The 26,664-nt window shown below is 64.7% G+C and carries 25 protein-coding genes and 1 tRNA gene; 13 read left to right on the forward strand and 13 right to left on the reverse strand.

The window, feature by feature from the left end:
* Positions 1-37 precede the first annotated feature (37 nt).
* From N7422_RS23810 to N7422_RS23825, 4 genes are all read right to left on the reverse strand, one after another.
* Positions 38-113 (reverse strand) — tRNA-Phe (locus tag N7422_RS23810).
* A 90-nt stretch (positions 114-203) separates the two neighbouring features.
* Entirely contained in the window at positions 204-476 is a 273-nt protein-coding gene (locus tag N7422_RS23815; protein ID WP_279808812.1) for an oxidative damage protection protein, read from the reverse strand.
* Positions 473-1,540: an A/G-specific adenine glycosylase gene (gene mutY, locus N7422_RS23820; RefSeq protein ID WP_279808814.1), complete on the reverse strand. Its 1,068-nt coding sequence runs from the start codon at positions 1,538-1,540 to the stop codon at positions 473-475. Before mutY ends, N7422_RS23815 begins: the two co-directional genes overlap by 4 nt.
* Positions 1,537-3,786, reverse strand: coding sequence for an AsmA family protein (locus tag N7422_RS23825; protein ID WP_279808815.1), 2,250 nt, complete (start codon positions 3,784-3,786; stop codon positions 1,537-1,539). Before N7422_RS23825 ends, mutY begins: the two co-directional genes overlap by 4 nt.
* 423 nt (positions 3,787-4,209) lie before the next feature.
* On the opposite strand from N7422_RS23825, the gene N7422_RS23830 reads away from it, so the two are divergent.
* From N7422_RS23830 to hisF, 6 genes are all read left to right on the forward strand, one after another.
* On the forward strand, positions 4,210-5,868 hold the full coding sequence (locus tag N7422_RS23830; RefSeq protein ID WP_279808816.1) for an OFA family MFS transporter: 1,659 nt from the start codon (positions 4,210-4,212) through the stop codon (positions 5,866-5,868).
* 269 nt (positions 5,869-6,137) lie between these two features.
* Entirely contained in the window at positions 6,138-6,731 is a 594-nt protein-coding gene (gene hisB, locus N7422_RS23835; protein WP_279808817.1) for an imidazoleglycerol-phosphate dehydratase HisB, read from the forward strand.
* Entirely contained in the window at positions 6,732-7,370 is a 639-nt protein-coding gene (gene hisH / locus N7422_RS23840) for an imidazole glycerol phosphate synthase subunit HisH (protein ID WP_279808819.1), read from the forward strand.
* Complete coding sequence (locus tag N7422_RS23845; RefSeq protein ID WP_279808820.1) at positions 7,371-7,631, forward strand: DUF2164 domain-containing protein; 261 nt, start codon at positions 7,371-7,373, stop codon at positions 7,629-7,631.
* A 27-nt stretch (positions 7,632-7,658) separates the two neighbouring features.
* The gene (gene hisA / locus N7422_RS23850; protein ID WP_062572543.1) at positions 7,659-8,396 is read left to right on the forward strand and encodes a 1-(5-phosphoribosyl)-5-[(5-phosphoribosylamino)methylideneamino]imidazole-4-carboxamide isomerase; all 738 of its coding nucleotides are present in this window, start codon (positions 7,659-7,661) and stop codon (positions 8,394-8,396) included.
* 9 nt (positions 8,397-8,405) lie between these two features.
* Positions 8,406-9,176 carry an imidazole glycerol phosphate synthase subunit HisF gene (hisF, locus tag N7422_RS23855; protein WP_279808821.1) on the forward strand — a complete coding sequence of 257 codons (771 nt, stop codon included), beginning with the start codon at positions 8,406-8,408 and terminating at the stop codon, positions 9,174-9,176.
* 120 nt (positions 9,177-9,296) lie between these two features.
* Here the strand turns inward: hisF and choV are convergent, their stop codons facing one another.
* From choV to choX (N7422_RS23870), 3 genes are all read right to left on the reverse strand, one after another.
* Positions 9,297-10,475 (reverse strand): choline ABC transporter ATP-binding protein, encoded by a 1,179-nt coding sequence (gene choV, locus N7422_RS23860; protein WP_279808822.1) that lies wholly within the window; start codon positions 10,473-10,475, stop codon positions 9,297-9,299.
* Positions 10,472-11,320, reverse strand: coding sequence for a choline ABC transporter permease subunit (gene choW / locus N7422_RS23865; protein WP_172402369.1), 849 nt, complete (start codon positions 11,318-11,320; stop codon positions 10,472-10,474). Before choW ends, choV begins: the two co-directional genes overlap by 4 nt.
* Before the next feature lie 81 nt (positions 11,321-11,401).
* The gene (choX, locus tag N7422_RS23870) at positions 11,402-12,349 is read right to left on the reverse strand and encodes a choline ABC transporter substrate-binding protein (RefSeq protein ID WP_279808823.1); all 948 of its coding nucleotides are present in this window, start codon (positions 12,347-12,349) and stop codon (positions 11,402-11,404) included.
* Positions 12,350-12,793: 444 nt separating this feature from the next.
* Here choX (N7422_RS23870) and N7422_RS23875 point away from each other — a divergent pair, with 444 nt between their 5' ends.
* Entirely contained in the window at positions 12,794-14,170 is a 1,377-nt protein-coding gene (locus N7422_RS23875; RefSeq protein WP_279808824.1) for an L-serine ammonia-lyase, read from the forward strand.
* 389 nt (positions 14,171-14,559) lie between these two features.
* On the forward strand, positions 14,560-15,666 hold the full coding sequence (locus N7422_RS23880; RefSeq protein WP_279808825.1) for a GlxA family transcriptional regulator: 1,107 nt from the start codon (positions 14,560-14,562) through the stop codon (positions 15,664-15,666).
* A 62-nt stretch (positions 15,667-15,728) separates the two neighbouring features.
* Here N7422_RS23880 and N7422_RS23885 read toward each other — a convergent pair whose 3' ends face one another.
* The 5 genes from N7422_RS23885 to choX (N7422_RS23905) form a co-directional block, all read right to left on the reverse strand.
* On the reverse strand, positions 15,729-15,986 hold the full coding sequence (locus N7422_RS23885) for a hypothetical protein (protein WP_279808826.1): 258 nt from the start codon (positions 15,984-15,986) through the stop codon (positions 15,729-15,731).
* 345 nt (positions 15,987-16,331) lie between these two features.
* A complete protein-coding gene (locus N7422_RS23890) occupies positions 16,332-16,808 on the reverse strand; it encodes a thioesterase family protein (protein ID WP_279808827.1) in 477 nt (158 codons plus the stop codon).
* Positions 16,809-16,818: 10 nt separating this feature from the next.
* Positions 16,819-17,784: an L-carnitine dehydrogenase gene (locus N7422_RS23895; RefSeq protein ID WP_279808828.1), complete on the reverse strand. Its 966-nt coding sequence runs from the start codon at positions 17,782-17,784 to the stop codon at positions 16,819-16,821.
* Between the two features lie 180 nt (positions 17,785-17,964).
* The gene (locus N7422_RS23900; RefSeq protein WP_279808829.1) at positions 17,965-18,849 is read right to left on the reverse strand and encodes a 3-keto-5-aminohexanoate cleavage protein; all 885 of its coding nucleotides are present in this window, start codon (positions 18,847-18,849) and stop codon (positions 17,965-17,967) included.
* Between the two features lie 197 nt (positions 18,850-19,046).
* A complete protein-coding gene (gene choX, locus N7422_RS23905; RefSeq protein ID WP_279808830.1) occupies positions 19,047-19,991 on the reverse strand; it encodes a choline ABC transporter substrate-binding protein in 945 nt (314 codons plus the stop codon).
* A 145-nt stretch (positions 19,992-20,136) separates the two neighbouring features.
* Here choX (N7422_RS23905) and N7422_RS23910 point away from each other — a divergent pair, with 145 nt between their 5' ends.
* Entirely contained in the window at positions 20,137-21,102 is a 966-nt protein-coding gene (locus N7422_RS23910; protein ID WP_279808831.1) for a GlxA family transcriptional regulator, read from the forward strand.
* Between the two features lie 79 nt (positions 21,103-21,181).
* Positions 21,182-22,276: a metallophosphoesterase gene (locus N7422_RS23915; RefSeq protein WP_279808832.1), complete on the forward strand. Its 1,095-nt coding sequence runs from the start codon at positions 21,182-21,184 to the stop codon at positions 22,274-22,276.
* Positions 22,277-22,306: 30 nt separating this feature from the next.
* Here the strand turns inward: N7422_RS23915 and N7422_RS23920 are convergent, their stop codons facing one another.
* On the reverse strand, positions 22,307-22,708 hold the full coding sequence (locus tag N7422_RS23920) for a DUF1311 domain-containing protein (protein WP_279808833.1): 402 nt from the start codon (positions 22,706-22,708) through the stop codon (positions 22,307-22,309).
* A gap of 284 nt (positions 22,709-22,992) precedes the next feature.
* On the opposite strand from N7422_RS23920, the gene N7422_RS23925 reads away from it, so the two are divergent.
* From N7422_RS23925 to dgcA, 3 genes are all read left to right on the forward strand, one after another.
* A complete protein-coding gene (locus N7422_RS23925; protein ID WP_023382781.1) occupies positions 22,993-23,970 on the forward strand; it encodes a dipeptidase in 978 nt (325 codons plus the stop codon).
* Positions 23,971-24,048: 78 nt separating this feature from the next.
* Entirely contained in the window at positions 24,049-24,579 is a 531-nt protein-coding gene (locus N7422_RS23930) for a DUF5943 domain-containing protein (protein WP_279808834.1), read from the forward strand.
* Between the two features lie 15 nt (positions 24,580-24,594).
* Positions 24,595-26,655: a dimethylglycine demethylation protein DgcA gene (dgcA, locus tag N7422_RS23935; protein WP_279808835.1), complete on the forward strand. Its 2,061-nt coding sequence runs from the start codon at positions 24,595-24,597 to the stop codon at positions 26,653-26,655.
* Positions 26,656-26,664: the final 9 nt, after the last annotated feature.

The raw sequence follows: 26,664 nt of genomic DNA on the forward strand, positions 1-26,664 counted from the left end.
CGCTTCGGGTAACTTTGCAACCACCAGAAGCTGAAGGTGGTGCCCAGAGACGGAGTCGAACCGCCGACACGAGGATTTTCAATCCTCTGCTCTACCGACTGAGCTATCTGGGCGACGGGGCGAATTAAAAAGGTTTTCAGACCTTCCGTCAACGACTTTTTTGAAAATTTTCTAAATTAATTCCGTCGCTTACGTTTTTCGGCTCACTGCGAGGGTGGAACGTAGCCTTCGGCCTGGGCGTAGTCTTGGCCGGCGAAGAACTTGTCCATCTCGGCCTGGATGAACTTGCGGTCCTCGGCATTCATCATGTTCAGGCGCTTCTCGTTGATCAGCATGGTCTGGTGGTCCTGCCACTCCTTCCAGGCCTTCTGCGAGATGTGCTCGAAGATGTCCTGGCCCTTGGCGCCGGGGTAGGGCGGGCGGTCGAGGCCGGGGAGTTCTTCGTTGTACTTGCGGCACTTCACGGTGCGGGTCATCGGGATTCTCCTGCAATCAGTTCGTCGGCCGCGCGTTGCAGCAGCTTCTTGACCGGGGCGGCGAGGCCCAGGCGCGGCGGGGTGGCGAGGTTATACCAGAGCCAGTCGGGCTCGGCCACGTGCGAGCCGACGGGTTCGACACGCACCAGCCAGGGCTCGATGGCCAGCTGGAAATGGCTGAAGGTGTGGGTCAGCCCCTCCAGGGCCTGGCGGCCGGTCAGGCGCAGGCCATGCTGGTAGGCGAGGTCTTCGAGCTGCTCGAGGCTGTCCAGCTCCGGCAGGCTCCACAGCCCGCCCCACAGGCCGGTGGAGGGGCGCCGATAGAGCAGGATCGCGCCTTCGTGGTTGGTCAGCAACGGCATCAGGGTCTTGCGCTGAGGCAGCGCCTTGCGCGGCTTGGGCTCGGGGTAACGGGTCTCTTCGCCGTGCAGGTGCGCTTCGCAGCCGCGCTGCAGCGGGCAGATCAGGCAGCTGGGCTTGCTGCGGGTACACAGCGTGGCGCCCATGTCCATCATTGCCTGGGTGTAGTGGTTGACCCGGGTCATCGGCATGAAGCGTTCGGCGGTGGCCCAGAGCTGGTTGGCCACTTTCGGCTCGCCGGGGTAGCCGGCCTGGGCGCTGAAGCGGGCCAGCACGCGTTTGACGTTGCCGTCGAGGATCGGCGCGCGGATGCCCATGCTGATGCTGGCGATGGCACCGGCGGTGGAGCGGCCGATGCCGGGCAGTTCGGTGAGCTGCTCGACGCTGCGCGGAAACTCGCCGCCATGCTGCTCGACGACGATCTTCGCGGCTTTCTGCAGGTTGCGGGCGCGGGTGTAGTAGCCCAGGCCCGTCCACAGGTGCAGCACTTCGTCTTCCGGCGCCTCGGCCAGGGCCTGCACGGTCGGCAGCGCCTGCATGAAGCGGTCGAAATAGTTGAGCACGGTGCTCACCTGGGTCTGCTGCAGCATGATTTCGGAGACCCACACCCGATACGGGGTGATGCCCTGTTGCCAGGGCAGGTCATGCCGGCCGTGCTGGTCGTACCACTCCAGCACGGCGCAGGAGAACTGCTGAGGGGTCATCGCTTGAACAGCCCCTTGAGCGCATCCTTGAGTTCCGGGCTCACCTTGTCTCCGAGTTTTTCTTCGAGCTTTTCATCGATCTTGTCCTTCAAGCGGTTGCCGGCCAGCTTGGCCGCGACCTTGCCCAGGCCGTCCTGGTCCAGGCGGCAGGCCTTGGCGCCCAGTTCCAGCGGGCCACGGCAGCGCAGCGGCACTTCGACGCCGACATAGCGCTCGTTGACCTGGCAGGCCGGGTCGGGCATGGCGCGCTGGTCGCCTTCGACGATCACGCCGACGTTGTAGTCCATGCCCAGCACGCGCAGGTCGAGGTCGCCATGGCCGTTGACGGTCAGGCCGGGGATACGCGCCTTGAGGTCGGGGTTGCTGGCCACGCCGTTACGCAACACCAGGCTGCCGCGCAGTTCCTGGAAGGGTGTGTCCTTGCCTCGTGGCTCGCCGCTGAGCTGCTTGCGGTTGAGGGTGGCGATGGCCTGGCACAGCTGCTGCTCGAGGTTGGCGTTGACCAGCACACCGTCGCTGATGGTGAAGCTGGCGTTGCCGTTGAGCGTATCGACCAGGGCCTTCTGGCTGTTGCCGGTGGCGGTGAGGTCGCTGTTCAGGGTCAGCAGGCCCTTCACGGGCGGCGCCTGATCCGGGCTTTCGCGCTTGATGAAATGCTCCACCGGCACGCGATTGATCTTGGTGTTCACGCCGATCTGCGGCACGGCGGGACGCACGTCGACGGTGCCCTTGGCTTCGAAGGTGCCGTTGTACAGGCCGCCGCGCAGAGTCTGCAGGGTGATCAGGCCACCCTGGCCGGTCGCGGTGAGCTGGGCGTCGCTGATGGGCAGCTTGTCCAGCGTCAGGGCGCCGAACGACAGGTCGGCCTGCAGGTCGAGGGCGCGCAGGCGATCCACCGGCAGCAGCTTGTCGTTGCTCCAGGCCACCTGGGTCGGCGCGTTGGGCAGCGGCGTGGAGCCCGCGCCGGCGACGGCGGCGGCCTCTTGCTGCTTGACCTCGGCCTGGCGCGCCGCCGTGGCGCCCTTGGCTTGCTCGCTCTTGGCCGGGAAGTAGCGATCGGCGTCGAACGTGTCGCCTTTGAGGCGCACGCGCAGGGCTTGCTTGGCGAAGTCTTCGACGGCCACGCGGCCACTGAAGGTGCTGTCGTCCAGTTTCACGGCCAGGTCTTCCAGCGCCAGGCTGTTCTGTGTGCCCTGCAGTCGGGTGACCAGCTCCAGCTTCTTGAACGCGGCCGGGTCGGCGGTGGTTGGCAGCGGATGGCCGACACCGTCGAGGAAGGTACGCAGGTCGAACTGGGCGATGGACAGGGCGCCACTGACCTGCGCAGCCTTGTCCAGGTCACGCACGTTCAGTTCGCCCAGGGCGCGCAACTGGTTGGCGGAGACTTTCAGGCCGCTCCAGGAGGCGACGTTGGCGGCCAGGTCGACCAGCACCTGGCCCTGAGCGGCGAAGGTCATGGTCTTGCCGGCCAGTGGCTCGCCCGAAGTCTCGCCGGACAGGCGCATGTCTTCGAGGTTGTAGCGCTTGAGCTTGCGGTCCAAGCGCAGCTCGCCGGTGAGCTCGGTGCGCGCCTTCATGTTCGGCTGGCTGGCGCTGAGGAACGCGCTGGCCTTGAGCGGGATGTTCGCGCCTTCGTGCACGGGGCCGGTGCTCAGCTGGATGCTTTCGGCGCTGTAGGTCTTGCCGACTTGCTCGTCGGTGTACAGCACGCGGGCGTTGTTCACGGTCAGGCTGTCGATGTCCAGCTTGACCGAACGCTCGTTGCCTTGCGGCTTGGCCGGCTCGCCAGCGGGCGTTTGCGCCGGTGTGGCGGCGGGCGCGGTGGCGACGGCCGGATCCGGCAGTGGCTTGCCGATGTCTTCCCAGTTGCCGTGGCCGTTGGCGTCACGGGTCAGCGTGAGGTTCAGGCCCTCGACCCGCACGTCGCTCATCTGCACCTCGCGGCGCAGCAGCGGCAGCACGCGCACCGACAGGCCGAGCATCTGCAGGTCGGCGAAGGGCACCTTGGGGTTGTTCAGGGTGGCGATGCTCGCCTCGTGCAGCTCCAGGCCCAGCCAGGGGAACAGGCTCCAGCCGATGTCGCCGTTGAGGGTCAGCTCGACGTGGGCCTTGTCGCGGGCCAGCTGGCGGATTTCGTCTTTGTAGTCGTTGGGATCGAAGAGGTGGGTCAGGGCGAAGCCCAGCGCCACGATGATCAGCAACAACCCGAGAAGCCCCAGCCCCAGGATTTTGCCGAACGCTTTCATGGGCGAGTCCTTGTAGTCCGATTGTGAAATTCAGCGGCGAGTATAACGCCGCGGCACCTGGCTCTGCGTATCCGACATTTCGACAGTGGCAATGACGACAGTTCATTTATTGCCTGTCCGGGCCTCATCGCCGGCAAGCCGGCTCCCACATCGACCGCGCTGGCCTCAAGACTTGCGCTGTCCTTGTGGGAGCCGGCTTGCCGGCGATGCAGGCGCCACCGATACCGGATTGATCGTTTCAGTTGACGAAAAAAACACGATATCAGATTGCTTTCATGTCATCGGCTGCTGGTAATCTTGCGCCGCCCGTGGAGCCTCCGCGACCCATTGTCGCGGGGTGTCGCCCGAAGCGGCCGGGCTGCCTTGCGTGCAGCCATACAGAGCCCTCCGCGAGCATCGCCCACCTACAAGAAGGATCAATCCATGAACAGCAGTATCACGGCGGGGGCGGTGGCGAGCGCGCCAGGCTTCCTGTCGAAGGAGCGCATCATCGCCCGTCCGGGCTTCAACCGCTGGCTGGTGCCCCCGGCGGCCCTGGCCATCCACCTGTGCATCGGCATGGCCTATGGCTTCTCGGTGTTCTGGCTGCCGCTGTCCCAAGCCCTGGGCGTCAGCGCGCCGGTCGCCTGCGCCGCGGACATGGGCTTCGTCGCCCGCCTGTTCAGCGCCGAGTGTGACTGGCCGATCTCCATGCTCAGCTGGATCTACACCCTGTTCTTCGTGTTCCTCGGCTGTTCGGCCGCGGTGCTCGGCGGCTGGCTGGAGCACGCCGGCCCGCGCAAGGCCGGCCTGGTGTCGGCGCTGTGCTGGTGCGGCGGCCTGCTGATCTCGGCGATCGGCGTGAAGACCCACCAGCTGTGGCTGATGTGGCTGGGTTCGGGGGTAATCGGCGGGATCGGCCTGGGCCTGGGCTACATTTCGCCGGTGTCGACGCTGATCAAGTGGTTCCCGGACAAGCGCGGCATGGCCACCGGCATGGCGATCATGGGCTTCGGTGGCGGGGCCATGGTGGGCGCGCCGCTGGCCACCGCGCTGATGGGGCATTTCTCCAGCCCGACCGAGGTGGGCGTATGGCAGAGCTTCGTCGCCATGGCCGCGATCTACTTCGTGTTCATGACCGCCGGTGCACTGGCCTACCGCGTGCCGCCGACCGGCTGGAAGCCTGAAGGCTGGACGCCGCCGGCGAAGAAGGCAAATGCCATGGTCACCGACCGTCATGTACACGTCAGCGTGGCCTGGAAGACCCCGCAGTTCGCCCTGGTGTGGCTGGTGCTGTGCCTGAACGTGTCGGCCGGTATCGGCATCCTCGGCATGGCCTCGCCGCTGCTGCAGGAAGTGTTCGCCGGCAAGCTGCTGGGCAACGAACTGACCTTCGGCGAGCTGAACGCCGCGCAGCTGGCGCAGATCGCCGCCATCGCCGCCGGCTTCACCGGGCTGCTCAGCCTGTTCAACATCGGCGGGCGTTTCTTCTGGGCGTCGTTCTCCGACTACATCGGGCGCAAGAACACCTACTTCGCCTTCTTCGCCCTGGGCGTGGGGCTCTACAGCCTGGTGCCCAACATGGGGCACATCGGCAACGTGGCGCTGTTCGTGGCCGCGTTCTGCATCATCCTGTCGATGTACGGCGGCGGCTTCGCCACCGTGCCGGCGTACCTGGCCGACCTGTTCGGCACACAGATGGTCGGCGCGATCCACGGTCGCCTGCTGACCGCCTGGGCGGCGGCAGGCGTGCTCGGCCCTGTGCTGATCACCTACCTGCGCGAGGCGCAGCTGGCGGCGGGCGTGGAGCGGGCGGCGGCCTATGACATGACCCTGTACATCCTGGCGGGCCTGCTGGTGCTGGGGTTTATCTGCAACATGCTGGTGCGGCCGGTGGCGGACAAGTACTTCATGACCGATGCCGAACTGGCGGCCGAGCGGGCGCTGAGCCATGACAAGGGCGCGGATTCGGCGCGCTCGCTGGAGTGGCATGCGGCGCCGGGCAGTCTGCCATTGGTATTGCTGGCCTGGGCCGTGGTGGTGATTCCGCTGGCCTGGGGGGTGTGGATCACCTTGCAGAAGACGGCGGTGCTGTTCCATTGAGGTAGAGGCATTGGGGGCGCTTTGCGCCCCTTTCGCGACACAAGGCCGCTCCCACAGGCGTTGCGTACTTCAGGGTTACGAGGTTCCTGTGGGAGCGGCCTTGTGTCGCGATGGGCTGCGAAGCAGCCCCTAAAGGTGCTTGTATAGACCTGTAGACCTGTCCCGCCCCCGTAATTACTAGCCCTGCCATATGTCATCCGCGTTTCAAGCCGGCGCGATCTGGGCCTATAATGGAGCCCTTTTCGCCCAATGATTTTGCGGAGCTGGTGATGGTCGAACGTAAGGCTTCCGTCGAGCGCAACACCCTGGAAACCCAGGTCAAGTGCTCGATCAACCTCGATGGCAGCGGCAAGGCCCGATTCGAAATCGGTGTGCCTTTCCTTGAACACATGCTCGACCAGATCGCCCGGCATGGGCTGATCGATCTGGACATCGAGTGCAAGGGCGACCTGCATATCGACGATCACCATACCGTCGAGGACGTCGGCATCACCCTCGGTCAGGCCTTCGCCCAGGCCATCGGTGACAAGAAGGGCATCTTCCGCTACGGCCATGCCTATGTGCCGCTGGATGAAGCGCTGTCGCGCGTGGTCATCGACTTCTCCGGCCGTCCGGGCCTGCAGATGCACGTGCCCTACACCCGCGCCACGGTCGGCGGTTTCGATGTCGACCTGTTCCAGGAGTTCTTCCAGGGCTTCGTCAACCACGCCCTGGTGACCCTGCACATCGACAACCTGCGCGGCCACAACACCCACCACCAGATCGAGACCGTGTTCAAGGCCTTCGGCCGCGCGCTGCGCATGGCCATCGAGCAGGACGAGCGCATGGCCGGGCAGATGCCTTCGACCAAGGGATGCCTGTAAATGCAGACGGTAGCCGTAATCGACTATGGCATGGGCAACCTGCACTCGGTGGCCAAGGCCCTCGAACACGTGGGCGCCGGCAAGGTGCTGGTGACCAGCGATGCCGCCGTCATCCGTGAAGCCGACCGCGTGGTGTTCCCCGGCGTCGGTGCGATCCGCGACTGCATGGCTGAGATCCGTCGCCTGGGCTTCGACAGCCTGGTGCGCGAGGTCAGCCAGGATCGCCCGTTCCTCGGCATCTGTGTCGGCATGCAAGCCCTGCTCGACCACAGTGAAGAGAACGACGGCGTCGACTGCATCGGCCTGTTCCCCGGCCAGGTGCGCTTCTTCGGCAAGGACCTGAAGGAAGATGGCGAGCACCTGAAGGTGCCGCACATGGGCTGGAACGAAGTCAGCCAGACCCTCGACCACCCGCTGTGGCACGACATCCCCGACCGTGCGCGCTTCTACTTCGTGCACAGCTACTACATCAATGCCGGCAAGCCGGGCCAGGTGGTCGGTCGCGGCCACTATGGCGTCGACTTCGCCGCCGCGCTGGCCGACGGCTCGCGCTTCGCCGTGCAGTTCCACCCGGAGAAGAGCCACACCCATGGCCTGCAGCTGCTGCAGAACTTCGTCGCCTGGGACGGGCGCTGGTAAATGAGCAGATCGCGGACCAAGGCCCCCGTCCTCACCCTGACCCCGGAGCAGGAGCGCGCAGCGCTCGACACGCTCAAGCGCTTCCTCGAAGACCGCTTCGAGCTGGAGCTGGGGTCGTTCGAGGTGGCCGAGGTACTCGAGCTGTTCAGCAAGGAAATTGCACCCCTTTACTACAACAGGGCGATTGCCGATGTTCAGCTGCACCTCAAGGAGCGGTTCGAGAGCATCGAAAGCGACCTGTGGGCGCTCGAGAAGCCCTGAAACCAACGAACAAGACAGGTTGCCAAGATGCTGATTATCCCCGCTATCGATCTCAAGGACGGTGCCTGCGTACGCCTGCGCCAAGGCCGCATGGAAGACTCCACGGTATTCTCCGACGACCCGGTGAGCATGGCCGCCAAGTGGGTCGAGGGTGGCTGCCGCCGTCTGCACCTGGTCGACCTCAACGGCGCCTTCGAAGGCCAGCCGGTCAACGGTGAAGTGGTTACCGCCATCGCCAGGCGCTACCCGAACCTGCCGATCCAGATCGGCGGCGGCATCCGCTCGCTGGAAACCATCGAGCACTACGTCAAGGCCGGCGTCAGCCACGTGATCATCGGCACCAAGGCGGTCAAGCAGCCCGAGTTCGTCGCCGAAGCGTGCAAGGCCTTCCCGGGCAAGGTCATCGTCGGTCTTGATGCGAAAGACGGCTTCGTCGCCACCGACGGCTGGGCTGAAGTCAGTTCGGTGCAGGTCATCGACCTGGCCAAGCGCTTCGAGGCCGATGGCGTCTCGGCGATCGTCTACACCGACATCGCCAAGGACGGCATGATGCAGGGCTGCAACGTGCCGTTCACCAAGGCGCTGGCAGAAGCCACCTCGATCCCGGTGATCGCCTCGGGCGGCATCCACAACCTGGGCGACATCAAGGCCCTGCTCGATGCCAAGGCCCCGGGCATCATCGGCGCCATCACCGGCCGTGCCATCTACGAAGGCACCCTCGACGTCGCCGAGGCCCAGGCCTTCTGCGACAACTACCAAGGCTGAGGAACGACCATGGCACTGGCCAAGCGCATCATCCCTTGCCTGGACGTGGACAACGGCCGGGTGGTCAAGGGCGTCAAGTTCGAGAACATCCGCGATGCCGGCGACCCGGTGGAGATCGCCCGTCGCTACAACGAGCAGGGCGCGGACGAGATCACCTTCCTCGACATCACCGCCAGCGTCGATGGCCGTGACACCACCCTGCATACCGTCGAGCGCATGGCCAGCCAGGTGTTCATCCCGCTGACCGTGGGCGGTGGCGTGCGTACCGTGCAGGATATCCGCAACCTGCTCAACGCCGGTGCCGACAAGGTGTCGATCAACACCGCCGCGGTGTTCAACCCGGAATTCGTCGGCGAGGCGGCGGACCGTTTCGGTTCGCAGTGCATCGTCGTCGCCATCGACGCCAAGAAAGTCTCCGGCCCGGGCGAAACGTCGCGTTGGGAGATCTTCACCCATGGTGGGCGCAAGCCGACCGGGCTGGATGCGGTGGAGTGGGCGAAGAAGATGGAAGGCCTGGGTGCCGGCGAGATCCTGCTGACCAGCATGGACCAGGACGGCATGAAGAACGGCTTCGACCTGGGCGTGACCCGGGCCATCAGCGATGCGCTGGGGATTCCGGTGATCGCCTCGGGTGGTGTGGGTAACTTGCAGCACCTGGCCGACGGGATCCTGGAAGGGCATGCCAGCGCGGTGCTGGCAGCGAGCATCTTCCACTTTGGCGAGTACACGGTGCCGGAGGCCAAGGCCTACATGGCTTCGCGTGGGATCGTCGTGCGCTGAGCAATTGCTGGGAGGGCTTTGCCCTCCTTTCGCGACACAAGGCCGCTCCTACAGGGGAACGCGTATGCCTGTAGGAGCGGCCTTGTGTCGCGAAAGGGCCGCGAAGCGGCCCCAGAGGCATCACCCGTGGTTCTTGCCAAGCAAGGCATGGTAAAGCTCGGTATCCCCAAGAATCCCCACCACCTTGTCGTTCTCCTGCAGCACCAGCTTGTTGCCGGTCTGGTAACGAATCTGCAGGGCCTCGCGCATGCCGATATCGGCGTGCACCACGGTCGGCCTGCGTTCCAGCAGCCCGACGTCCTGCCCCGGTGCCCAGTTCTGCATGTCCAGCCCGTTCTGGCCCTGGCGTGCACGCTTGATCGAACCACCCTCGCCAAGGTCCAGCCATGAATCGATACCCGGGTCCAGGCACACCGAACCATTGACCCGCTTGCAGTTGTCCAGGCTGCGCATCAGGCTGCGCCCGCACAGCACGTTCAACGGGTTGGTATGGGCGACGAAGGTGCGCACATACTCGTCGGCCGGGTTTAGCACGATGTCCTCGGGCTTGCTGTACTGGATGATCCGCCCGTCCTTCATGATCGCGATGCGGCTGCCCAGCTTCAGGGCCTCGTCGAGGTCGTGGCTGACGAACACGATGGTCTTGCTCAGCTTGCTCTGCAGGGCCAGCAGTTCATCCTGCAGGCCCTGGCGGATCAGTGGGTCGAGGGCCGAGAACGGCTCGTCCATCAACAGGATGTCGGCGTCCATCGCCAGCGCCCGGGCCAGGCCCACGCGCTGTTGCATGCCGCCGGAGAGTTCGTCCGGCTTCTTGTTGCGCCATTGGGTCAGGCCCACCAGCTCGAGCTTCTCGTCGACCAGCTTGCGCCGTTCCTTTTCCGGGCGGCCCTGCATCTCCAGGCCGAAGCTGATGTTCTCGCGCACCGTCAGCCAGGGCATCAGGGCGAACTTCTGGAACACCATGGCGATGCGCTTGGTGCGCATCATCTTCAGCTCCGCCGGGGTGCAGTGGGCGATGTCGATGTGCTTGCCTTCGTGCTCGACGAACAGCTTGCCGCGGCTCACGGTGTTCAGGCCGTTGATGCAGCGCAGCAGGCTCGACTTGCCCGAGCCGGACAGGCCCATGAGCACGCAGATCTCGCCCTTGTTGATATCCAGGTTGGCTTTCTCGACGCCGACCACCAGGCCGGTCTGCTTGAGGATCTGCTCGCGAGTCTGGCCTTGGTCGAGCAGGGCCAGCGCCTCGCGTGGCTTGCTGGAGAAGATGACGTCGACATCTTCGAACCGAATGATGCTCATGCCTCACCCCTTACCGGCAGCTCCGGTTGCTTGCAGATACGGTCGAGCATGATCGCCAGCAGCACGATGGCCAGGCCCGCTTCGAAGCCCAGGGAAATATCGGCGGTGTTCAGTGCGTTGACCACGGGCTTGCCCAGGCCGTCGGCGCCCACCAGGGCGGCGATCACCACCATCGACAGCGACAGCATGATGCATTGCGTCACGCCGGCGGCGATGCTCGGCATGGCGTGGGGCAGTTCGATGCGGGTCAGCAGCTGGCGACGCGAGCAGCCGAAGGCCTTGCCGGCATCCATCAGCTCCTGCGGCACGTCGCAGATGCCGAGATAAGTGAGACGGATCGGCGCGGCGATGGCGAACACCACGGTGGAGATCAGCCCCGGCACCACGCCCAGACCGAACAGGGTCAGGGTGGGGATTAGGTAGACGAAGGTGGGCACGGTCTGCATCAGGTCGAGCACCGGGCGCATGGCGGTGTAGAACATCGGCTTGTGCGCGGCCGCGATGCCCAGCGGCACGCCGATGACCACGCAGACCACCGTGGCGAAGGTGACCTGCGCCAGGGTTTCCATGGTTTCCTGCCAGTAGCCCAGGTTGAGGATGAGCAGGAATGACAAAGCGACGAAGACGGTGAGCGCCCACTTGCGCTGGATCAGGTGCGCGAGGGCGGCGAACAGGGCGATGAGCACGAACGGGTTGAACCAGGTCAGGGCGCTGGTGACCCCATGGATCATGAATTCCAGGCCTGCGGCGATGGCGTCGAAATAGCTGGCGCCATTCTGGGTCAACCATTCGACGAATGAGGCGATGTACTGCCCCAGGGGTATTTTCTGATCGATAAGCATGATAGCGAGCTTCCACCTGCAAAGATTGAAATCAGTCCGGGGCGGGCACGGTCCCGCCCCGCGGTGTTGCCATGGCGTCTTGCGTTATTGCGTCAGTTTGGCCTTGGCCGCCTCGAGGCCGGGCTTGCCGTCCACGGTGGTCACGCCGGCCAGCCAGGCATCCAGCTTGCCGGGGTTGTCCTTGAGCCACTTCCTGGCCGCGGCTTCGGGTTTCATCTTGTCGTCCAGGACATAACCCATCATGGTGCTTTCGTCCTTGAGCTCGAACGACAGGTTCTTCAACAGCTGGCCAACGTTGCCGCACTCCTGTGCATAGCCCTTGCGGGTGTTGGTGAGCACCGTGGCCTTGCCGAGGTCGGGGCCGAAGTAGGCGTCCCCGCCGGTCAGGTACTGCATCTTGAAACGGGTGTTCATCGGGTGCGGTTCCCAGCCGAGGAAGACGATCGCGTCGTCGCGTTTCTGCGCCCGGTCGACCTGCGCCAGCATGCCGGCCTCGCTGGACTGGACGATCTGGAAACCGGCGTCCTTCAGGCCGAAGGCGTTGTCGTCGATCATCTTCTGGATGGTGCGGTTGCCGTCGTTACCCGGCTCGATGCCGTAGATCCTGCCTTTGAGGTCCTGCTTGAACTTGGGGATGTCGGAGAAGTCCTTCAGGCCCTTGTCATACAGCGCCTGGGGCACGGCCAGGGTGTACTTGGCGTTCTCCAGGTTGGCGCGCACGGTCTCGACGGTGCCAGCGTCGCGGTACTGCTTGATATCGTTCTCCATGGTCGGCATCCAGTTGCCGAGGAACACGTCCAGGTCCTTGCCGGTGGCCAGCGACTTGTAGGTCACCGGTACCGAGATCATGGTGGTGTGGGTCTTGTAGCCCAAGGCTTCGAGCACGACGCTGGTGGTCGCGGTGGTGACCGTGATGTCGGTCCAGCCGACATCGGAGAAGCGCACCGTTTGGCACTGCTCGGGTTCGGCGGCCTGGGCCAGCAGCGGAGCGGACAGCAACGCGACCAGCAACAGCGAGGGTGAACCTTTCATGGATGGACTCCTGTGATTTTATCTTCGGGTTCGCGTGGGTCGCCGGGCGTTCTCAGGGCTCCGGTCGACCAGGCCTGCAGAGGGCAGGATGCGAGGCCGTGCAATACGAGTCGCTTTCGATAATCCTCCAGCGTTCGGCAATCGCCTACTGGTGGCGTCGTATCCAGTACAGGAAGGGTCGTATCCAGTACGGACGATGTCGTAACTGGGTTTTTCCACCCCCAAGCCTCGGTTTTTGCGTCGTCCGGGCGCTGGAAAACGGCGCGCGCAGGGCCGGTGCAGCGGCGGCGCTGCTGGACAAAAGTACGTCGGTTGCAGACGGCGAGGGGGCGGGCAAAAGCCCGATGATGCGAGCATTCCAAGGCGGCTCGAACGTTCAGCCTAGCAGTTGCGCAAGGCTTCGTTCGGCGCTGCGAGACAAGCCCATCAAGAGGTGATTCGACAATGGCCATCAGCGTGTTCGACCTGTTCAAGATCGGCGTCGGGCCCTCCAGCTCCCACACCGTCGGCCCCATGCGCGCCGGCGCGCTGTTCGTCCAGGGCCTGCGCGAGCGCGGCGAACTGGAGCGGGTGCGGCGCATCGAAGTGCGCCTGTATGGCTCGCTGTCGGCCACCGGGGTCGGCCACGGCACCGACAACGCCACCATCATGGGCCTGATGGGCGAATGGCCCGACGCCATCGACCCGAGTCAGATCACTGCGCGCATCGCCGACCTGCGCGAAACCGGCGTGCTCAAGCTCGACAACCGCCTGCCCATCGAATTCGTCTGGGCCCGCGACATGCTGCTGCTGGACGAGAACCTGCCCTATCACCCCAACGCCATGACCCTGATCGCCGAAGGCGAGGGCGGCGAGCTGCACCGCGACACCTACTATTCGGTGGGCGGCGGCTTCGTGGTCGATGCCGCCCAGGCCGCCAGCGGCGTGCTCGACGCCGACCGGACCGTGTTGCCGTACGATTTCGACAGCGCCGCCGAACTGCTGCGCCTGTGCCGGCAAAACGACCTGCGCGTGTCGCAATTGATGATGGAAAACGAAAAGGTCTGGCGCAGCGAGCAGGAGATCCGCGCCGGCCTGCTCAAGCTCTGGCATGCGATGCAGGAGTGCGTGAACAACGGCCTCAAGCATGAAGGCACGCTGCCCGGCGGCCTCAACGTGCGCCGCCGCGCCGCCCGCCTGCACCGCAGCCTGCAGGAGCTGGGCAAGCCCAACGTGATCGGCTCGACCATGAGCGCCATGGAGTGGGTCAACCTGTACGCCCTGGCGGTCAACGAAGAGAACGCCGCCGGCGGGCGCATGGTCACCGCGCCCACCAATGGCGCGGCGGGGATCATTCCGGCGGTGCTGCACTACTACATGCGCTTTTCCGATGTGGTGGACGAATCCAACGTGGTGGATTTTTTCCTCGGCGCGGCGGCGGTGGGCATCCTGTGCAAGAAGAACGCTTCAATCTCCGGCGCCGAGGTCGGTTGCCAGGGCGAGGTCGGTTCGGCCTGCGCCATGGCCGCCGCGGGCCTGGCCGACGTGCTCGGCGCCACGCCGGCACAACTGGAGAATGCCGCCGAGATCGCCCTGGAGCACAACCTCGGGCTGACCTGCGACCCGGTCGGCGGCCTGGTCCAGGTGCCGTGCATCGAACGCAACGCCATCGCCGCGGTGAAGGCGATCAACGCCGTGCAGATGGCCCTGCGTGGCGATGGCGAGCACTTCATTTCCCTCGACCAGGTGATTCGCACCATGCGCGACACCGGCGCCGACATGCACGACAAGTACAAGGAAACCTCGCGTGGGGGCCTGGCGGTCAGCGTCATCGAGTGCTGATGCGCCGTTTTCGCCCAAGCCTGACCGATGCGCCACATTCTGGCGCGTCGGCTGTCATCTACCGGCCGTCGCCTGTCGTTACCAGCAGGGTCGTTGTCGGTGACACTCAAGTCTGTCGCATCTGGGCAACCTTCCCACAAGTGCTACCGAATTGCTCAGGGGTGACACGCAGGGGCACTGGCTCGCCTGTTTGCGTTTGACCCAAGGCTCATGGCCCAGGCCGCTGGAAGGTGCATGCCGGCGTCGTTTTTGGGTTTTGTTGGATGAGCGTTCAATTTCAGGCATGCCATTTGCGTTGAGATTGGCAAAGCCCCTGCATACGAAACGGGGCCATTACAAGAACAGTGCTCGCCTGAGGCACACCCTGCATTGTGTGAGGAGAAATCGCGATGACGTCGTACACCTCCGGGAACCCAACCCAGAACCGCACAGCACCCCAGTCCATCGGCTTTCTCCTGCTGGACAACTTCACCCTCATTTCCCTGGCGTCGGCGGTCGAGCCGCTGCGCATGGCCAACCAGCTGTCCGGCCGCGAGCTGTACCGCTGGCACACGCTGACCGTCGACGGCGGCCAGGTATGGGCCAGCGATGGCCTGCAGATCACGCCCGATGCCGCGATGCACAGCGCGCCACCGATCGACACGGTGATCGTCTGTGGTGGCGTCGGTATCCAGCGCACCGTCACCCGCGAGCATGTCACCTGGCTCCAGGCCCAGGCCCGCCAGTCGCGCCGGCTGGGCGCGGTATGCACCGGCAGCTGGGCGCTGGCCTGCGCCGGCCTGCTGGACGGTTTCGATTGCAGCGTGCACTGGGAATGCCTGGCGGCGATGCAGGAAGCCTACCCGCGGGTGAACATGAGCACCCGCCTGTTCACCCTCGACCGCAACCGCTTCACCAGCTCCGGCGGCACCGCGCCGCTGGACATGATGCTGCACCTGATCAGCCGCGATCATGGCCGCGAGCTGTCGGCGGCGATCTCCGAGATGTTCGTCTACGAGCGCATCCGCAACGAGCAGGACCACCAGCGCGTGCCGCTCAAGCACATGCTGGGCACCAACCAGCCGAAGCTGCAGGAAATCGTCGCGCTGATGGAAGCCAACCTCGAAGAGCCGATCGACCTGGACGAACTGGCGGTTTACGTGGCGGTGTCGCGGCGTCAGCTCGAGCGGTTGTTCCAGAAGTACCTGCACTGCTCGCCGTCGCGCTACTACCTCAAGCTGCGCCTGATTCGCGCTCGGCAGTTGCTCAAGCAGACGCCGATGTCGATCATCGAGGTGGCGTCGGTGTGTGGCTTCGTCTCCACGCCGCACTTCTCCAAGTGCTACCGCGAGTACTTCGGCATTCCGCCGCGTGACGAGCGGGTGGGCTCGAACACCACCCAGCAGGTGGCAATGATGCCGATTCCGCAGGCCATGGCCCTGTCGCCACACAGCGGGCCGCTGGCGGCGCTGAGCCAGGCGCGCAACGAGTCGACCTTTGCCAGTGTGCGCCTGTAGCTGAAAACTGGCCCTGTGCAGGAGCGGCACAAGGCCGCTCCTGCACAGGGCCAGTCAATGCTTCAGGCGCGTTTGTTGAACTGCGCCAACGCCGGCAGCAACTGCCTGTCGATGGCCTGGCGCACGGCCGGGAGGATTGTCGCGCTGCCGGTGTACATCTGCTCGACCATGCCCTTGAGCGCTCGCGCATTGGGCTCGGTCAACCCGCGCACCACCACCTCGCAGGCCTGCTCGGCGCTGGCGCCAGCCGGAATGTCGAAGCCCCGCGAGCGCAGTTGGCCCAGCAGGTCGTCCTGATCAATCAAGTCCGCATGCATCATGGCTTTTTATCCTTGTTCGCTGCTGTGATCTGAACCGATTCTGTGTCCGTCGTGGCAGGTCGGCAAGGACAGAATGTCGCGATGGCCGCTTTGGCTAAGAACAGGTCGTTTCCGGCTAAATCGATACTCGGGCAAGCCTGCACACTGACGTCATTCACGGCACCGAGGGTTTGGTCACCCTCACTTCTCGCACAGTGGATGTTGCTCGCTCTTGGCCCCGGATGCTCACGGCTTTCCGGGGTTATTTTTTAGGCTGGTTACCTAATCTGTGGGAGCGGGTTCACCCGCGAATGCGATGTCGAATTCATCGACGCATTCGCGGGTGAACCCGCTCCCACAGGGCCTTCAGGTTTTTTTGAGCAAACCCATTGCCCGACCTGCAAACGCAGCGGGCGGCAGATCCTGTTGTTCGTCGGCCAACCCTTGCAGCAACCCGACACTCCGCTCACTGAACGGCGCCGACTTCGGCCCCGCCAGGTCCACATGCAGCAGCATCTGTTCACTGGCCGCCAGCGCCTCGTCGAACCCCGCCCGGTGCAGGCTGTGGTACAGATGCAGGCGCTTTGTGTCGAAGCCGATGATCTGCGTGCGTACCCACACTTCGGTATCGAGTTTCACCTCGTGCAGGTAGTTGATGTGCGCCTCCAGGGTGAACAGCGAGTGCCCGTTCTGCCCACGGGCGTCGGCATCCAGGCCGATGCGTTCCATCAGCGCATCGGTGGCGTAGCTGAAGATCAGCAGGTAATAGGCGTCGCGCAGGTGGCCGTTGTAGTCGACCCATTCCGGCAGTACCCGGGTGCGATAGGTGGTCAGGGCGGGCATGGTTCTCTCCTCAGTCGCCGAAGGCCATGCCATGCCTGGCCTTGCTGGATTTCACCGCTTCCAGCACCGCCAGCAGCGTGTCGTCACGATAGCGCTCCAGCGCCGCGATGCTGCGCTCGCCCAACTGTTCGCAGGTGCCCTCGACCACGTCGTCGATCAGCTTGTCGGTCAGCTCCGGCGCCGGCAGGTAGGTCCAGGGCAGTTTCAGCGCCGGGCCGAACTGGGCCATGAAGTGGCGCATGCCGGCGTCTCCGCCAGCCAGGGTATAGGTGAGGAAGGTGCCCATGAACGACCAGCGCAGGCCTGCGCCGAAACGGATCGCGTCGTCGATCTCGCCGGTGCTGGCCACGCCGTCGTTGACCAGGTGCAGCGCTTCGCGCCACAGCGCTTCGAGCAGGCGGTCGGCAATGAAACCGGGGACTTCCTTGCGCACGTGCAGCGGGCGCATGCCCAGCGCGGTGTAGATGGCTTTCGCCGCCTCGATGGCATCGGGGCTGGTGTTCCTGCCACCGACGATTTCCACCAGCGGCAGCAGGTAAACCGGGTTGAACGGATGGCCGACCAGGCAGCGCTCGGGGTGAGTGGCCGACTCATAGAATTCGCTGGGCAGCAGGCCCGAAGTGCTGGAGCCGATGATGGCGTTCGGCTTGGCGGCGGCGCTGATCTTCGCATGCAGGTCGAGTTTGAGGTCCAGGCGTTCGGGGGCGCTTTCCTGGATGAAGTCGGCATCGCGTACACATTCCTCGATGGTGGCGACGAAGATCAGGCGATCCTGCGAGGCGCCCGGCGCAAGGCCCTGCTTCTGCAAGGCGGGCCAAGCGTTGGCGATGCGCTTGCGCAGGGCCGCCTCGGCGCCCGGCGCCGGGTCCCAGGCGATCACATCCAGGCCATGGGCCAGGGCGCGGGCGACCCAGCCGCTGCCGATCACGCCGCTACCCAGGGCGGCGAAGGTCTTGATTTCGGTGATGAAGGGCATGTCGAGTCCTCGGGGCAAAACAGAGTTAGTTGGATTGATACCAATCCTGTGGGCGCGGGCTTGTCGGACCGCCGCACCGCCACGAACACCGGCGCAGCCGGTGCCATCCACCGCGCTGCCTGCTTTGCGGGCAAGCCCGCTCCCACAGGATCTATGGCGCGTTTGCGAGTGTTGATGGGTTCAGCGGCGTTTGAGGTTCATCCTTTCCCGGCCCTCGGCCGGGGTCAGCACGCGGGCCCCCATGCGGGAGATGATCTCGGCCGCCCGCTCGACCAGCTGGCCGTTGCTGGCCAGCACGCCACGGTCCAGGTACAGGTTGTCCTCCAGCCCGACTCGCACGTTGCCGCCGAGCAGCACCGCCTGGGCGGCCATCGGCATCTGCATGCGGCCGATGCCGAAACCGGCCCAGGTGACATCGGCAGGAAGGTTGTCGACCATGGCCTTCATGGTGGTGGTGTCGGCCGGCGCGCCCCATGGGATGCCCAGGCACAACTGGAACAGCGGGTCGTCCAGCAGGCCTTCCTTGATCATCTGCTTGGCGAACCACAGGTGGCCGGTGTCGAAGATTTCCAGCTCGGCCTTCACGCCCAGCTCGGTGATCCGTTTCGCCCCTGCGCGCAGCTGCGCCGGGGTGGACACATAGATGGCGTTGCCGTCGCCGAAGTTGAGGGTGCCGCAGTCCAGAGTACAGATCTCCGGCAGCAGCGCTTCGACGTGGGCCAGGCGCGCCAGCGGGCCGATCAGGTCGGTGCCTGGGCCGAACTCCATGGGCGATTCGCCCGGGCCTATCTCCAGGTCGCCGCCCATGCCGGCGGTGAGGTTGACGATGATGTCCACGTCGGCCTCGCGGATGCGCTCCATCACTTCGCGGTAAAGGTTCACGTCGCGGCTGAAGCGACCGGTCTGCGGGTCGCGGACGTGGCAGTGGACCACGGTGGCACCGGCCTTGGCGGCTTCGACGGCGGCTTCGGCGATCTGTTTCGGGGTCACCGGGACCAGGTGGCTCTTGGCGACCGTGTCGCCGGCGCCGGTGAGGGCACAGGTGATGATGACGTCGTGGTTCATGATCGATTCCTTTTTGTGACTATGGGCCGGATCTCTGTAGGAGCGGCCTTGTGTCGCGATAGGGCCGCAAAGCGGCCCCATCAACATATGCCTGATGCATGAATCCTGGGGGCGCTTCGCACCCCTTTCGCGACACAAGGCCGCTCCTACACCGGCCGGGTTGACGTGTCGGTGTGCGAGTAGGCGATGAGGTTCTGTCAGTTGGCGCTGAGCTTGAGGTTGTCCGCGGCCGGCTTGCCATCGAAGGTGGTCACCCCCTCGAGCCAGCGCGCCTTGTCTTCGGGATGGTCCTTGAGCCACTGGCGTGCCGACTCCAGGGCATCCTTGTGATCGAGCAGCGGTTGCATCATCCGGCTCTCGTCCTCGGCGCTGAAGCTGAGGTTGGCCAGCAGGCGATGGGCATTGGGGCAGCGTTCGGCATAGTCCGGCGCGGTCACCGTCCACACCGTGGCGCGGCCTTCGTCCGGGCCGAGGGCGTCCTGGCTGTCGCCCAGGTAGACCATGTCGATGTTCACGTTCATCGGGTGTGGCGCCCAGCCGAAGAACACCACCGCCTCGTTGCGCCGCACCGCGCGGTCGACCGCGGCGAGCATGCCGGCTTCGCTGGATTCGACCAGCTGGAACTTGCCGAGATCGAACTGGTTCTTGGCGATCATCGCCTTGATCTGGGTGTTGGCGCCCGAGCCCGGCTCGATGCCGTAGATCTTGCCGCCCAGCTCCTTCTGGAACCGGTGGATGTCGGCGAATGTCTTCAGACCCTTGTCGGCCAGGTATTTCGGCACCGCGAGCGTGGCGCGGGCGTCTTCCAGGCTGGGCTTGTCGAGTACCTTGACCTGCCCGGCCTGGACGAACGGGGTGATGGTCTGGGTCATGATCGGGTTCCAGTAGCCCAGGAACATGTCCAGGCGCTTGTCGCGGATACCGGCGAAGATGATCTGCTGCGAGGCGCTGGTCTGCTTGGTGCGGTAGCCGAGGCCGTCGAGCAGCACCTGGGCCATGGCGCTGGTGGCGATCACGTCGGTCCAGTTGACCACGCCCAGGCGCACGTTCTTGCAGACGGCGGGCTCGGCGGCGAACAGGGGGGTGGCGACGGTGGTGCTGAGTGCGAGGGACAACAGGCTGCGGCGGATAAAGCGTTGCATGGTGGCTCTCCATCGGCAGTGCATATTGTTATGGGTCCGACCTCTGCGGGCCGTGTGAACAAGCTACGCTGCCAGCGGGGTGGAAAATCGCACCCTGGCGACCAACAATTGCACGGAGGCGACCACCTTTCCCGTGGAGCATGCAATGCCGCAAACCATTCTCTTCCTGCTGCTGCCGGGGTTCTCGGCCATGGGCTTCATCAGCGCCATCGAGCCGCTGCGGGTGGCCAACCGCTTCCGTGGCCCGCTGTACCGCTGGCGCGTGCTGAGCCTCGATGGCGGCGCAGTGCAGGCCAGCAATGGCATGTCGGTGAATGTCGACGGCGCGCTGGGGCAGGCCGAGGAGGGGTACCTGCTGCTGGTGGTCGCCGGTTTCGATCCACTGGTCTGCTATGGCCCGGCGTTGCAGCAGGCGCTGCGCCGCCTCGACCATGAAGGCGTGATGCTCGGCGGGATCGACACGGGCGCCATGGTACTGGCCGAGGCGGGCCTGCTCGACGGCCATCGGGCCACCCTGCACTGGGAGGCGCTGGACGCGTTCAAGGAGCGCTACCCGCGTCTGCAGGTGATCCAGGAGCTGTTCGAGATCGACCGTCGACGTATCACCTGCGCCGGCGGCACGGCCTCCATCGACCTGATGCTCGACCTGATCGCCCAGGCTCACGGCAGCGAGCTGGCGGTGCAGGTGTCCGAACAGTTCGTGCTCGGGCGCATCCGCCCGCGCCAGGACCACCAGCGCATGCAGATCGCCACCCGCTACGGGCTGCGTAACAAGAAGCTGGTGAAGGTGATCGGTGAGATGGAGCGCAATACCGAGCTGCCACTCAACACCCAGGTACTGGCCGAGGCGGTGCAGGTCACCCGGCGGCAACTGGAGCGACTGTTTCGCCTGCACCTGGACGACACGCCCAGCGGTTTCTACCTGCGCCTGCGTCTGGACAAGGCCCGCCAGCTGCTGCGCCAGACCGACATGAGCGTGCTGGAGGTCGGGGTTGCCTGTGGCTTCGAGTCTGCGTCGTATTTCACCCGGTGCTACCGGGCGCGGTTCGCCTGCTGCCCCCGGGAAGACCGGCAGACGCCAGCGCGCTTGGCGTTCGGCGTTGCGCCTTAGCGGGAGCGGCTTCCCGATGATTGTCGGATCGAGGCTTCTATAGCGTGGGCAGTCCACTGACCCAGCATGGATTGCCACTATGTTTCCTACGCACCTGACTACCCGATTCGCCGGCCTCGCACTGGCACTGTTTGTTGTCCTGGCTTCTGCTCCCTGGCGCGCCGATGCGGCTGTGGCGGGCTGCGAAAGCACGACCACCGACCGCTATCAGGACTATTACCGCCCCGGCTGGAACGAGCTTGCCGACTATCCCGACGGCCGCCAGAAAATGATCATCGCCTCCGATCCCCAGGCGTTCCGCCATATGCGTCAGCGCGTGAGCGAGTACCTGGAGGACATCGAGCCGGCGGGCTGGTACAGGACCGCCTCCGTCTACCGGGCGATCGCCCGTGAGCGTGACGAGCCCTACCATGTGCCGGTGGTGATCAACGGCGATATCACCGAGTACGGCCATGGCAACGAGCGTGCGGCGGTGCAGAGCATGCTGCGCAAGATGGCCGTTGGCGTGGGAGGGCCGCTGATGCTGCCAGGGCTGGGCAACCACGACTACAAGAACAATGTCGACGACTGCGCCAACAATGGCTGCGCCCGGGATGCCGTGTGCGACCACATTGCCTGGGTCCAGGCCATGCAACCGGTGAATGCCTTCGACTACAGCTTCGAGAATGACACCCACCACGGTTCGCTTTCCTACTCGGTGACGGTCGGGCGGGTGCGCATCATCCAGCTGAATCACGAGCCCACCTACGAGCGGCAATGGAGCACGGGCGGTGGCTTTTCAATGAGGCAGAAGCGCCACTTCTCCATCACCCGCTCCGTGGGCTGGCTGGAAGGGCAGCTGCAGGAGGCCGCAAGCAACGGCGAGACGGTCATCGTCAACATGCATGACAGCGAGGACTGGAGCGACGAGTGGATGCGCTACCGGGAGTTTCCGGCCTTGCTGGAGGCCTATGGGGTGGCGGCAGTGTTCTCCGGGCACACCCACTGGTACGTGGGGCGAGATTACGATGGTTTCGCCAGTGTGCCCAACTTCAAGAGCGGCGCGTTGAATGCCGGCACCTACCTGCGCCTGACCTTCGACTGGCCGGCGCGGCAGTTGCTGGTCGACGAGGTCAGCATGGACGGGCATTTCGACCAGACCCATGTGGTCGAACTCACTGGCGATGGCAACTGATCGCCCCGGCACCGCTCGAAGCCGGCCTGGTCACTGCTGGCCAATCGACTGCAGGTATTCCGACCGCTCGTCGCTGAGCTGCGCGACGCAGGTGTCCCATGCCGCCTCGAACGCCTTGCTCCCCGGTTTTTCGGCATAGGTCTCGACCTTGCAGTCGGCATCGCGCAGTTGCGTCCACAGCTTTTCGGCGGCCTCCATCTTCGCGCTGAGCGCCGCGGCCTTGTCGCTTTCGTCCGCATACTGGTCGCGGATGCGTTGGATCAGGTCGTCGTAGGCCGCCTTCAGCTCCCGCTCGGCGGTCAGCTTGTTGTAGGCCGCGCAGGCGTAGCCCTGCTGGTCGTTTTCGACGTTGTCGCAGGGCGTGCTTTCTTCCTCGGCGGCGTGGGCGCCGCAAGCGACGACCAGCAGGACCAGCCATGCCTTTGATTTCATCCGTTTTCTCCTGAACAGGCTGACGAATCGCAGGATTCTCGCTCAGCCCCCGTCCTGGCGATAGCTCCCTGACGAAAAGTTCATCAAAGGCTTGCAAGGGGCCCAGTCGAGACTCGCTCTCATTGCCAGGTAGCGTGCCAGAGCGCGTCCGCCCGGCCATTGACGCTTTCGGCAAACCCCCTGTCGTTTTTGCATCGGGGCGCATCCGGCCGCAGGCATATGCTGGCCCCAAAGCGCCGGCACAGGATTCGGCGCAGACAAACTCGATAAAAGGGGACAGCCTGATGAGCCCAGCCGAACTTCACGCCGACAGCATCGTCATCGACGGCCTGATCATTGCCAAATGGAACCGCGAGCTGTTCGAGGACATGCGCAAGGGCGGGCTGACCGCGGCCAACTGCACGGTGTCGGTGTGGGAGGGGTTCAAGGCCACCGTCGACAACATCGCCGCCAGCCAGAAGCTGATCCGTGAGAACAGCGACCTGGTGATGCCGGTGCGCACCACCGCCGACATCCGCAAGGCCAAGGAACTGGGCAAGACCGGCATTCTCTTCGGCTTCCAGAACGCCCATGCGTTCGAGGACCAGATCGCCTACGTCGACGTGTTCAAGCAGTTGGGCGTGGGCATCGTGCAGATGTGCTACAACACCCAGAACCTGGTGGGCACCGGCTGCTACGAGCGTGATGGTGGCCTTTCGGGCTTCGGCCGCGAGATCGTCGCCGAGATGAACCGCGTCGGCATCATGTGCGACCTGTCCCACGTCGGCTCCAAGACCTCCGAGGAAGTCATCCTCGAGTCGAAGAAACCGGTCTGCTATTCCCACTGCCTGCCTTCCGGCCTGAAGGAGCACCCCCGCAACAAGTCCGACGAAGAACTGAAGTTCATCGCCGATCACGGCGGCTTCGTCGGCGTGACCATGTTCGCGCCGTTCCTGGCCAAGGGCATCGACTCGACCATCGACGACTACGCCGAGGCCATCGAGTACACCATGAACATCGTCGGCGAGGACGCCATCGGCATCGGCACTGACTTCACCCAGGGCCACGGCCAGGACTTCTTCGAGTACCTGACCCACGACAAGGGCTACGCCCGGCGCCTGACCAACTTCGGCAAGATCATCAACCCGCTGGGGATCCGCACCGTCGGCGAGTTCCCCAACCTCACCGAAACCCTGCTCAAGCGCGGCCATTCCGAGCGTGTGGTACGCAAGATCATGGGCGAGAACTGGGTCAACGTCCTCAAGGACGTCTGGGGCGAATAAAGCCGCTCTCAAAGCCTGAAAGCCCCTGCCAGCAACGCCGGGGCATCCAAACAAAAAAATTTATGGAGTTGAGTTTCCATGGCCAAGATCGCCCCGCAATTGCCAATCGAAGTCGACAGCGAGACCGGTGTCTGGACCAGCGACGCCCTGCCGATGCTCTACGTGCCGCGGCATTTCTTCGTCAACAACCACATGGGCATCGAGGAAGTCCTGGGCGCCGACGCCTACGCCGAGATTCTCTACAAGGCCGGCTACAAGTCCGCCTGGCACTGGTGCGAGAAAGAGGCCGAATGTCATGGCCTGGAAGGCGTGGCGGTGTTCGAGCACTACATGAAGCGCCTGTCGCAGCGCGGCTGGGGCCTGTTCGAGATCCAGGACATCGACCTGGATAAAGGCACCGCCAGCGTCAAGCTCAAGCACTCGGCGTTCGTGTACGTCTATGGCAAGTGCGGCCGCAAGGTCGACTACATGTTCACCGGCTGGTTCGCCGGCGCCATGGACCAGATTCTCGCCGCTCGCGGCAGTTCGATCCGCACCGTGGCCGAGCAGGTCTACGGTGGCTCGGAAGAAGGCCACGAAGATGGTCTGTTCGTCGTCAAGCCGTTGTAAGCCGGAGACTGCGTCATGGCATTCGAAGCAATGTTCCAGCCGATCCAGATCGGCAAACTGACCATCCGCAACCGCGTGCTCAGCACCGCGCACGCCGAGGTCTACGCCACTGACGGCGGCATGACCACCGACCGCTACGTGAAGTACTACGAAGAGAAGGCCAAGGGCGGCATCGGCCTGGCGATCTGCGGTGGCTCGTCGGTGGTGGCCATCGACAGCCCGCAGGAGTGGTGGGCGTCGGTCAACCTGTCCACCGACCGTATCATTCCGCACTTCCAGAACCTCGCCGACGCCATGCACAAGCATGGCGCCAAGATCATGATCCAGATTACCCACATGGGCCGCCGCTCGCGCTGGGACGGCTTCAACTGGCCGACCCTGATGTCGCCGTCGGGCATCCGTGAGCCGGTGCACCGCGCCACCTGCAAGACCATCGAGGTGGAGGAGATCTGGCGGGTGATCGGCAACTACGCGCAGGCCGCGCGCCGGGCGAAGGAGGGCGGCCTGGACGGCGTCGAGCTGTCGGCGGTGCACCAGCACATGATCGACCAGTTCTGGAGCCCGCGTGTCAACAAGCGCACCGACGAATGGGGCGGCACCTTCGAAGGCCGCATGAAGTTCGGTCTGGAAGTGCTCAAGGCCGTGCGCGCCGAGGTCGGCGACGACTTCTGCGTGGGCATGCGCATCTGCGGCGACGAATTCCACCCCGATGGCCTGAGCCACGAGGACATGAAGCAGATCGCCGCCTACTACGACGCCACCGGCATGCTCGATTTCATCGGCGTGGTCGGCTCGGGCTGCGACACCCACAACACCCTGGCCAACGTCATCCCCAACATGAGCTATCCGCCGGAGCCGTTCCTGCACCTGGCGGCCGGCATCAAGGAAGTGGTGAAGGTTCCGGTGCTGCATGCGCAGAACATCAAGGATCCGAACCAGGCCACGCGCATCCTCGAAGGCGGCTACGTCGACATGGTCGGCATGACCCGCGCGCACATGGCCGACCCGCACCTGATCGCCAAGATCAAGATGGGCCAGATCGACCAGATCAAGCAGTGCGTCGGTGCCAACTACTGCATCGACCGTCAGTACCAGGGCCTGGACGTGCTGTGCATCCAGAACGCCGCGACCTCCCGTGAGTACATGGGCGTGCCGCACATCATCGAGAAGACCACCGGGCCCAAGCGCAAGGTGGTGATCGTCGGCGCCGGCCCGGCCGGTATGGAAGCGGCCCGCGTGGCTGCCGAACGTGGCCACGATGTGACCCTGTTCGAGAAGAAGGAGCAGATCGGCGGGCAGATCACCATCGCCGCCAAGGCGCCGCAACGTGACCAGATCGCCGGCATCACCCGCTGGTACCAGCTGGAGCTGGCGCGTCTGAAGGTCGATCTGCGCCTGGGCACCGCCGCTGATGTGGCCACCATCCAGGACCTGCGCCCGGACATCATCGTGCTGGCCGTGGGCGGGCATTCGTTCCTCGAGCAGAACGAGCACTGGGGCGCCGCCGAAGGGCTGGTGGTCAGCAGCTGGGATGTGCTCGACGGCAAGGTGGCGCCGGGCAAGAACGTGCTGGTGTACGACACCATCTGCGAATTCACCGGCATGTCGGTGGCCGACTTCATCGCCGACAAGGGCAGCCAGGTCGAGATCGTCACCGACGACATCAAGCCGGGCGTGGCCATGGGCGGCACCACCTTCCCGACCTACTACCGCAGCATGTACCCCAAAGAAGTGATCATGACCGGCGACATGATGCTGGAGAAGGTCTACCGCGAAGGCGACAAGCTGGTGGCGGTGCTGGAGAACGAGTACACCGGCGCCAAGGAAGAACGCGTGGTCGACCAGGTGGTGGTGGAGAACGGCGTTCGCCCCGACGAGCAGTTGTACTACGCGCTCAAGGACGGCTCGCGCAACAAGGGACAGATCGACGTGGAGGCGCTGTTCGCCATCAAGCCGCAGCCGATCCTGAGTCAGCCGGGCGAAGGTTACCTGCTGTACCGCATCGGCGACTGCGTGGCCCAGCGCAACGTGCATGCCGCGATCTACGACGCCTTGCGGCTGTGCAAGGACTTCTGATCGCACCGC

Source organism: Pseudomonas sp. GD04091 (assembly GCF_029836165.1).
GTDB lineage: Bacteria > Pseudomonadota > Gammaproteobacteria > Pseudomonadales > Pseudomonadaceae > Aquipseudomonas.

Bases quoted from the DNA above. Each gene is read 5' to 3' on its own strand.
- N7422_RS23825 (WP_279808815.1), bottom strand. From the start codon at position 3,786: ATGAAAGCGTTCGGCAAAATCCTGGGGCTGGGGCTTCTCGGGTTGTTG.
- N7422_RS23830 (WP_279808816.1), top strand. From the start codon at position 4,210: ATGAACAGCAGTATCACGGCGGGGGCGGTGGCGAGCGCGCCAGGCTTC.
- hisB (WP_279808817.1), top strand. From the start codon at position 6,138: ATGGTCGAACGTAAGGCTTCCGTCGAGCGCAACACCCTGGAAACCCAG.
- choV (WP_279808822.1), bottom strand. From the start codon at position 10,475: ATGAGCATCATTCGGTTCGAAGATGTCGACGTCATCTTCTCCAGCAAG.
- N7422_RS23875 (WP_279808824.1), top strand. From the start codon at position 12,794: ATGGCCATCAGCGTGTTCGACCTGTTCAAGATCGGCGTCGGGCCCTCC.
- N7422_RS23845 (WP_279808820.1), top strand. From the start codon at position 7,371: ATGAGCAGATCGCGGACCAAGGCCCCCGTCCTCACCCTGACCCCGGAG.
- hisF (WP_279808821.1), top strand. From the start codon at position 8,406: ATGGCACTGGCCAAGCGCATCATCCCTTGCCTGGACGTGGACAACGGC.
- choX (WP_279808830.1), bottom strand. From the start codon at position 19,991: ATGCAACGCTTTATCCGCCGCAGCCTGTTGTCCCTCGCACTCAGCACC.
- N7422_RS23890 (WP_279808827.1), bottom strand. From the start codon at position 16,808: ATGCCCGCCCTGACCACCTATCGCACCCGGGTACTGCCGGAATGGGTC.
- mutY (WP_279808814.1), bottom strand. From the start codon at position 1,540: ATGACCCCTCAGCAGTTCTCCTGCGCCGTGCTGGAGTGGTACGACCAG.
- N7422_RS23910 (WP_279808831.1), top strand. From the start codon at position 20,137: ATGCCGCAAACCATTCTCTTCCTGCTGCTGCCGGGGTTCTCGGCCATG.
- hisA (WP_062572543.1), top strand. From the start codon at position 7,659: ATGCTGATTATCCCCGCTATCGATCTCAAGGACGGTGCCTGCGTACGC.
- N7422_RS23925 (WP_023382781.1), top strand. From the start codon at position 22,993: ATGAGCCCAGCCGAACTTCACGCCGACAGCATCGTCATCGACGGCCTG.
- N7422_RS23880 (WP_279808825.1), top strand. From the start codon at position 14,560: ATGACGTCGTACACCTCCGGGAACCCAACCCAGAACCGCACAGCACCC.
- N7422_RS23895 (WP_279808828.1), bottom strand. From the start codon at position 17,784: ATGCCCTTCATCACCGAAATCAAGACCTTCGCCGCCCTGGGTAGCGGC.
- N7422_RS23900 (WP_279808829.1), bottom strand. From the start codon at position 18,849: ATGAACCACGACGTCATCATCACCTGTGCCCTCACCGGCGCCGGCGAC.
- N7422_RS23920 (WP_279808833.1), bottom strand. From the start codon at position 22,708: ATGAAATCAAAGGCATGGCTGGTCCTGCTGGTCGTCGCTTGCGGCGCC.
- N7422_RS23915 (WP_279808832.1), top strand. From the start codon at position 21,182: ATGTTTCCTACGCACCTGACTACCCGATTCGCCGGCCTCGCACTGGCA.
- N7422_RS23930 (WP_279808834.1), top strand. From the start codon at position 24,049: ATGGCCAAGATCGCCCCGCAATTGCCAATCGAAGTCGACAGCGAGACC.
- N7422_RS23815 (WP_279808812.1), bottom strand. From the start codon at position 476: ATGACCCGCACCGTGAAGTGCCGCAAGTACAACGAAGAACTCCCCGGC.
- dgcA (WP_279808835.1), top strand. From the start codon at position 24,595: ATGGCATTCGAAGCAATGTTCCAGCCGATCCAGATCGGCAAACTGACC.
- hisH (WP_279808819.1), top strand. From the start codon at position 6,732: ATGCAGACGGTAGCCGTAATCGACTATGGCATGGGCAACCTGCACTCG.
- choX (WP_279808823.1), bottom strand. From the start codon at position 12,349: ATGAAAGGTTCACCCTCGCTGTTGCTGGTCGCGTTGCTGTCCGCTCCG.
- N7422_RS23885 (WP_279808826.1), bottom strand. From the start codon at position 15,986: ATGATGCATGCGGACTTGATTGATCAGGACGACCTGCTGGGCCAACTG.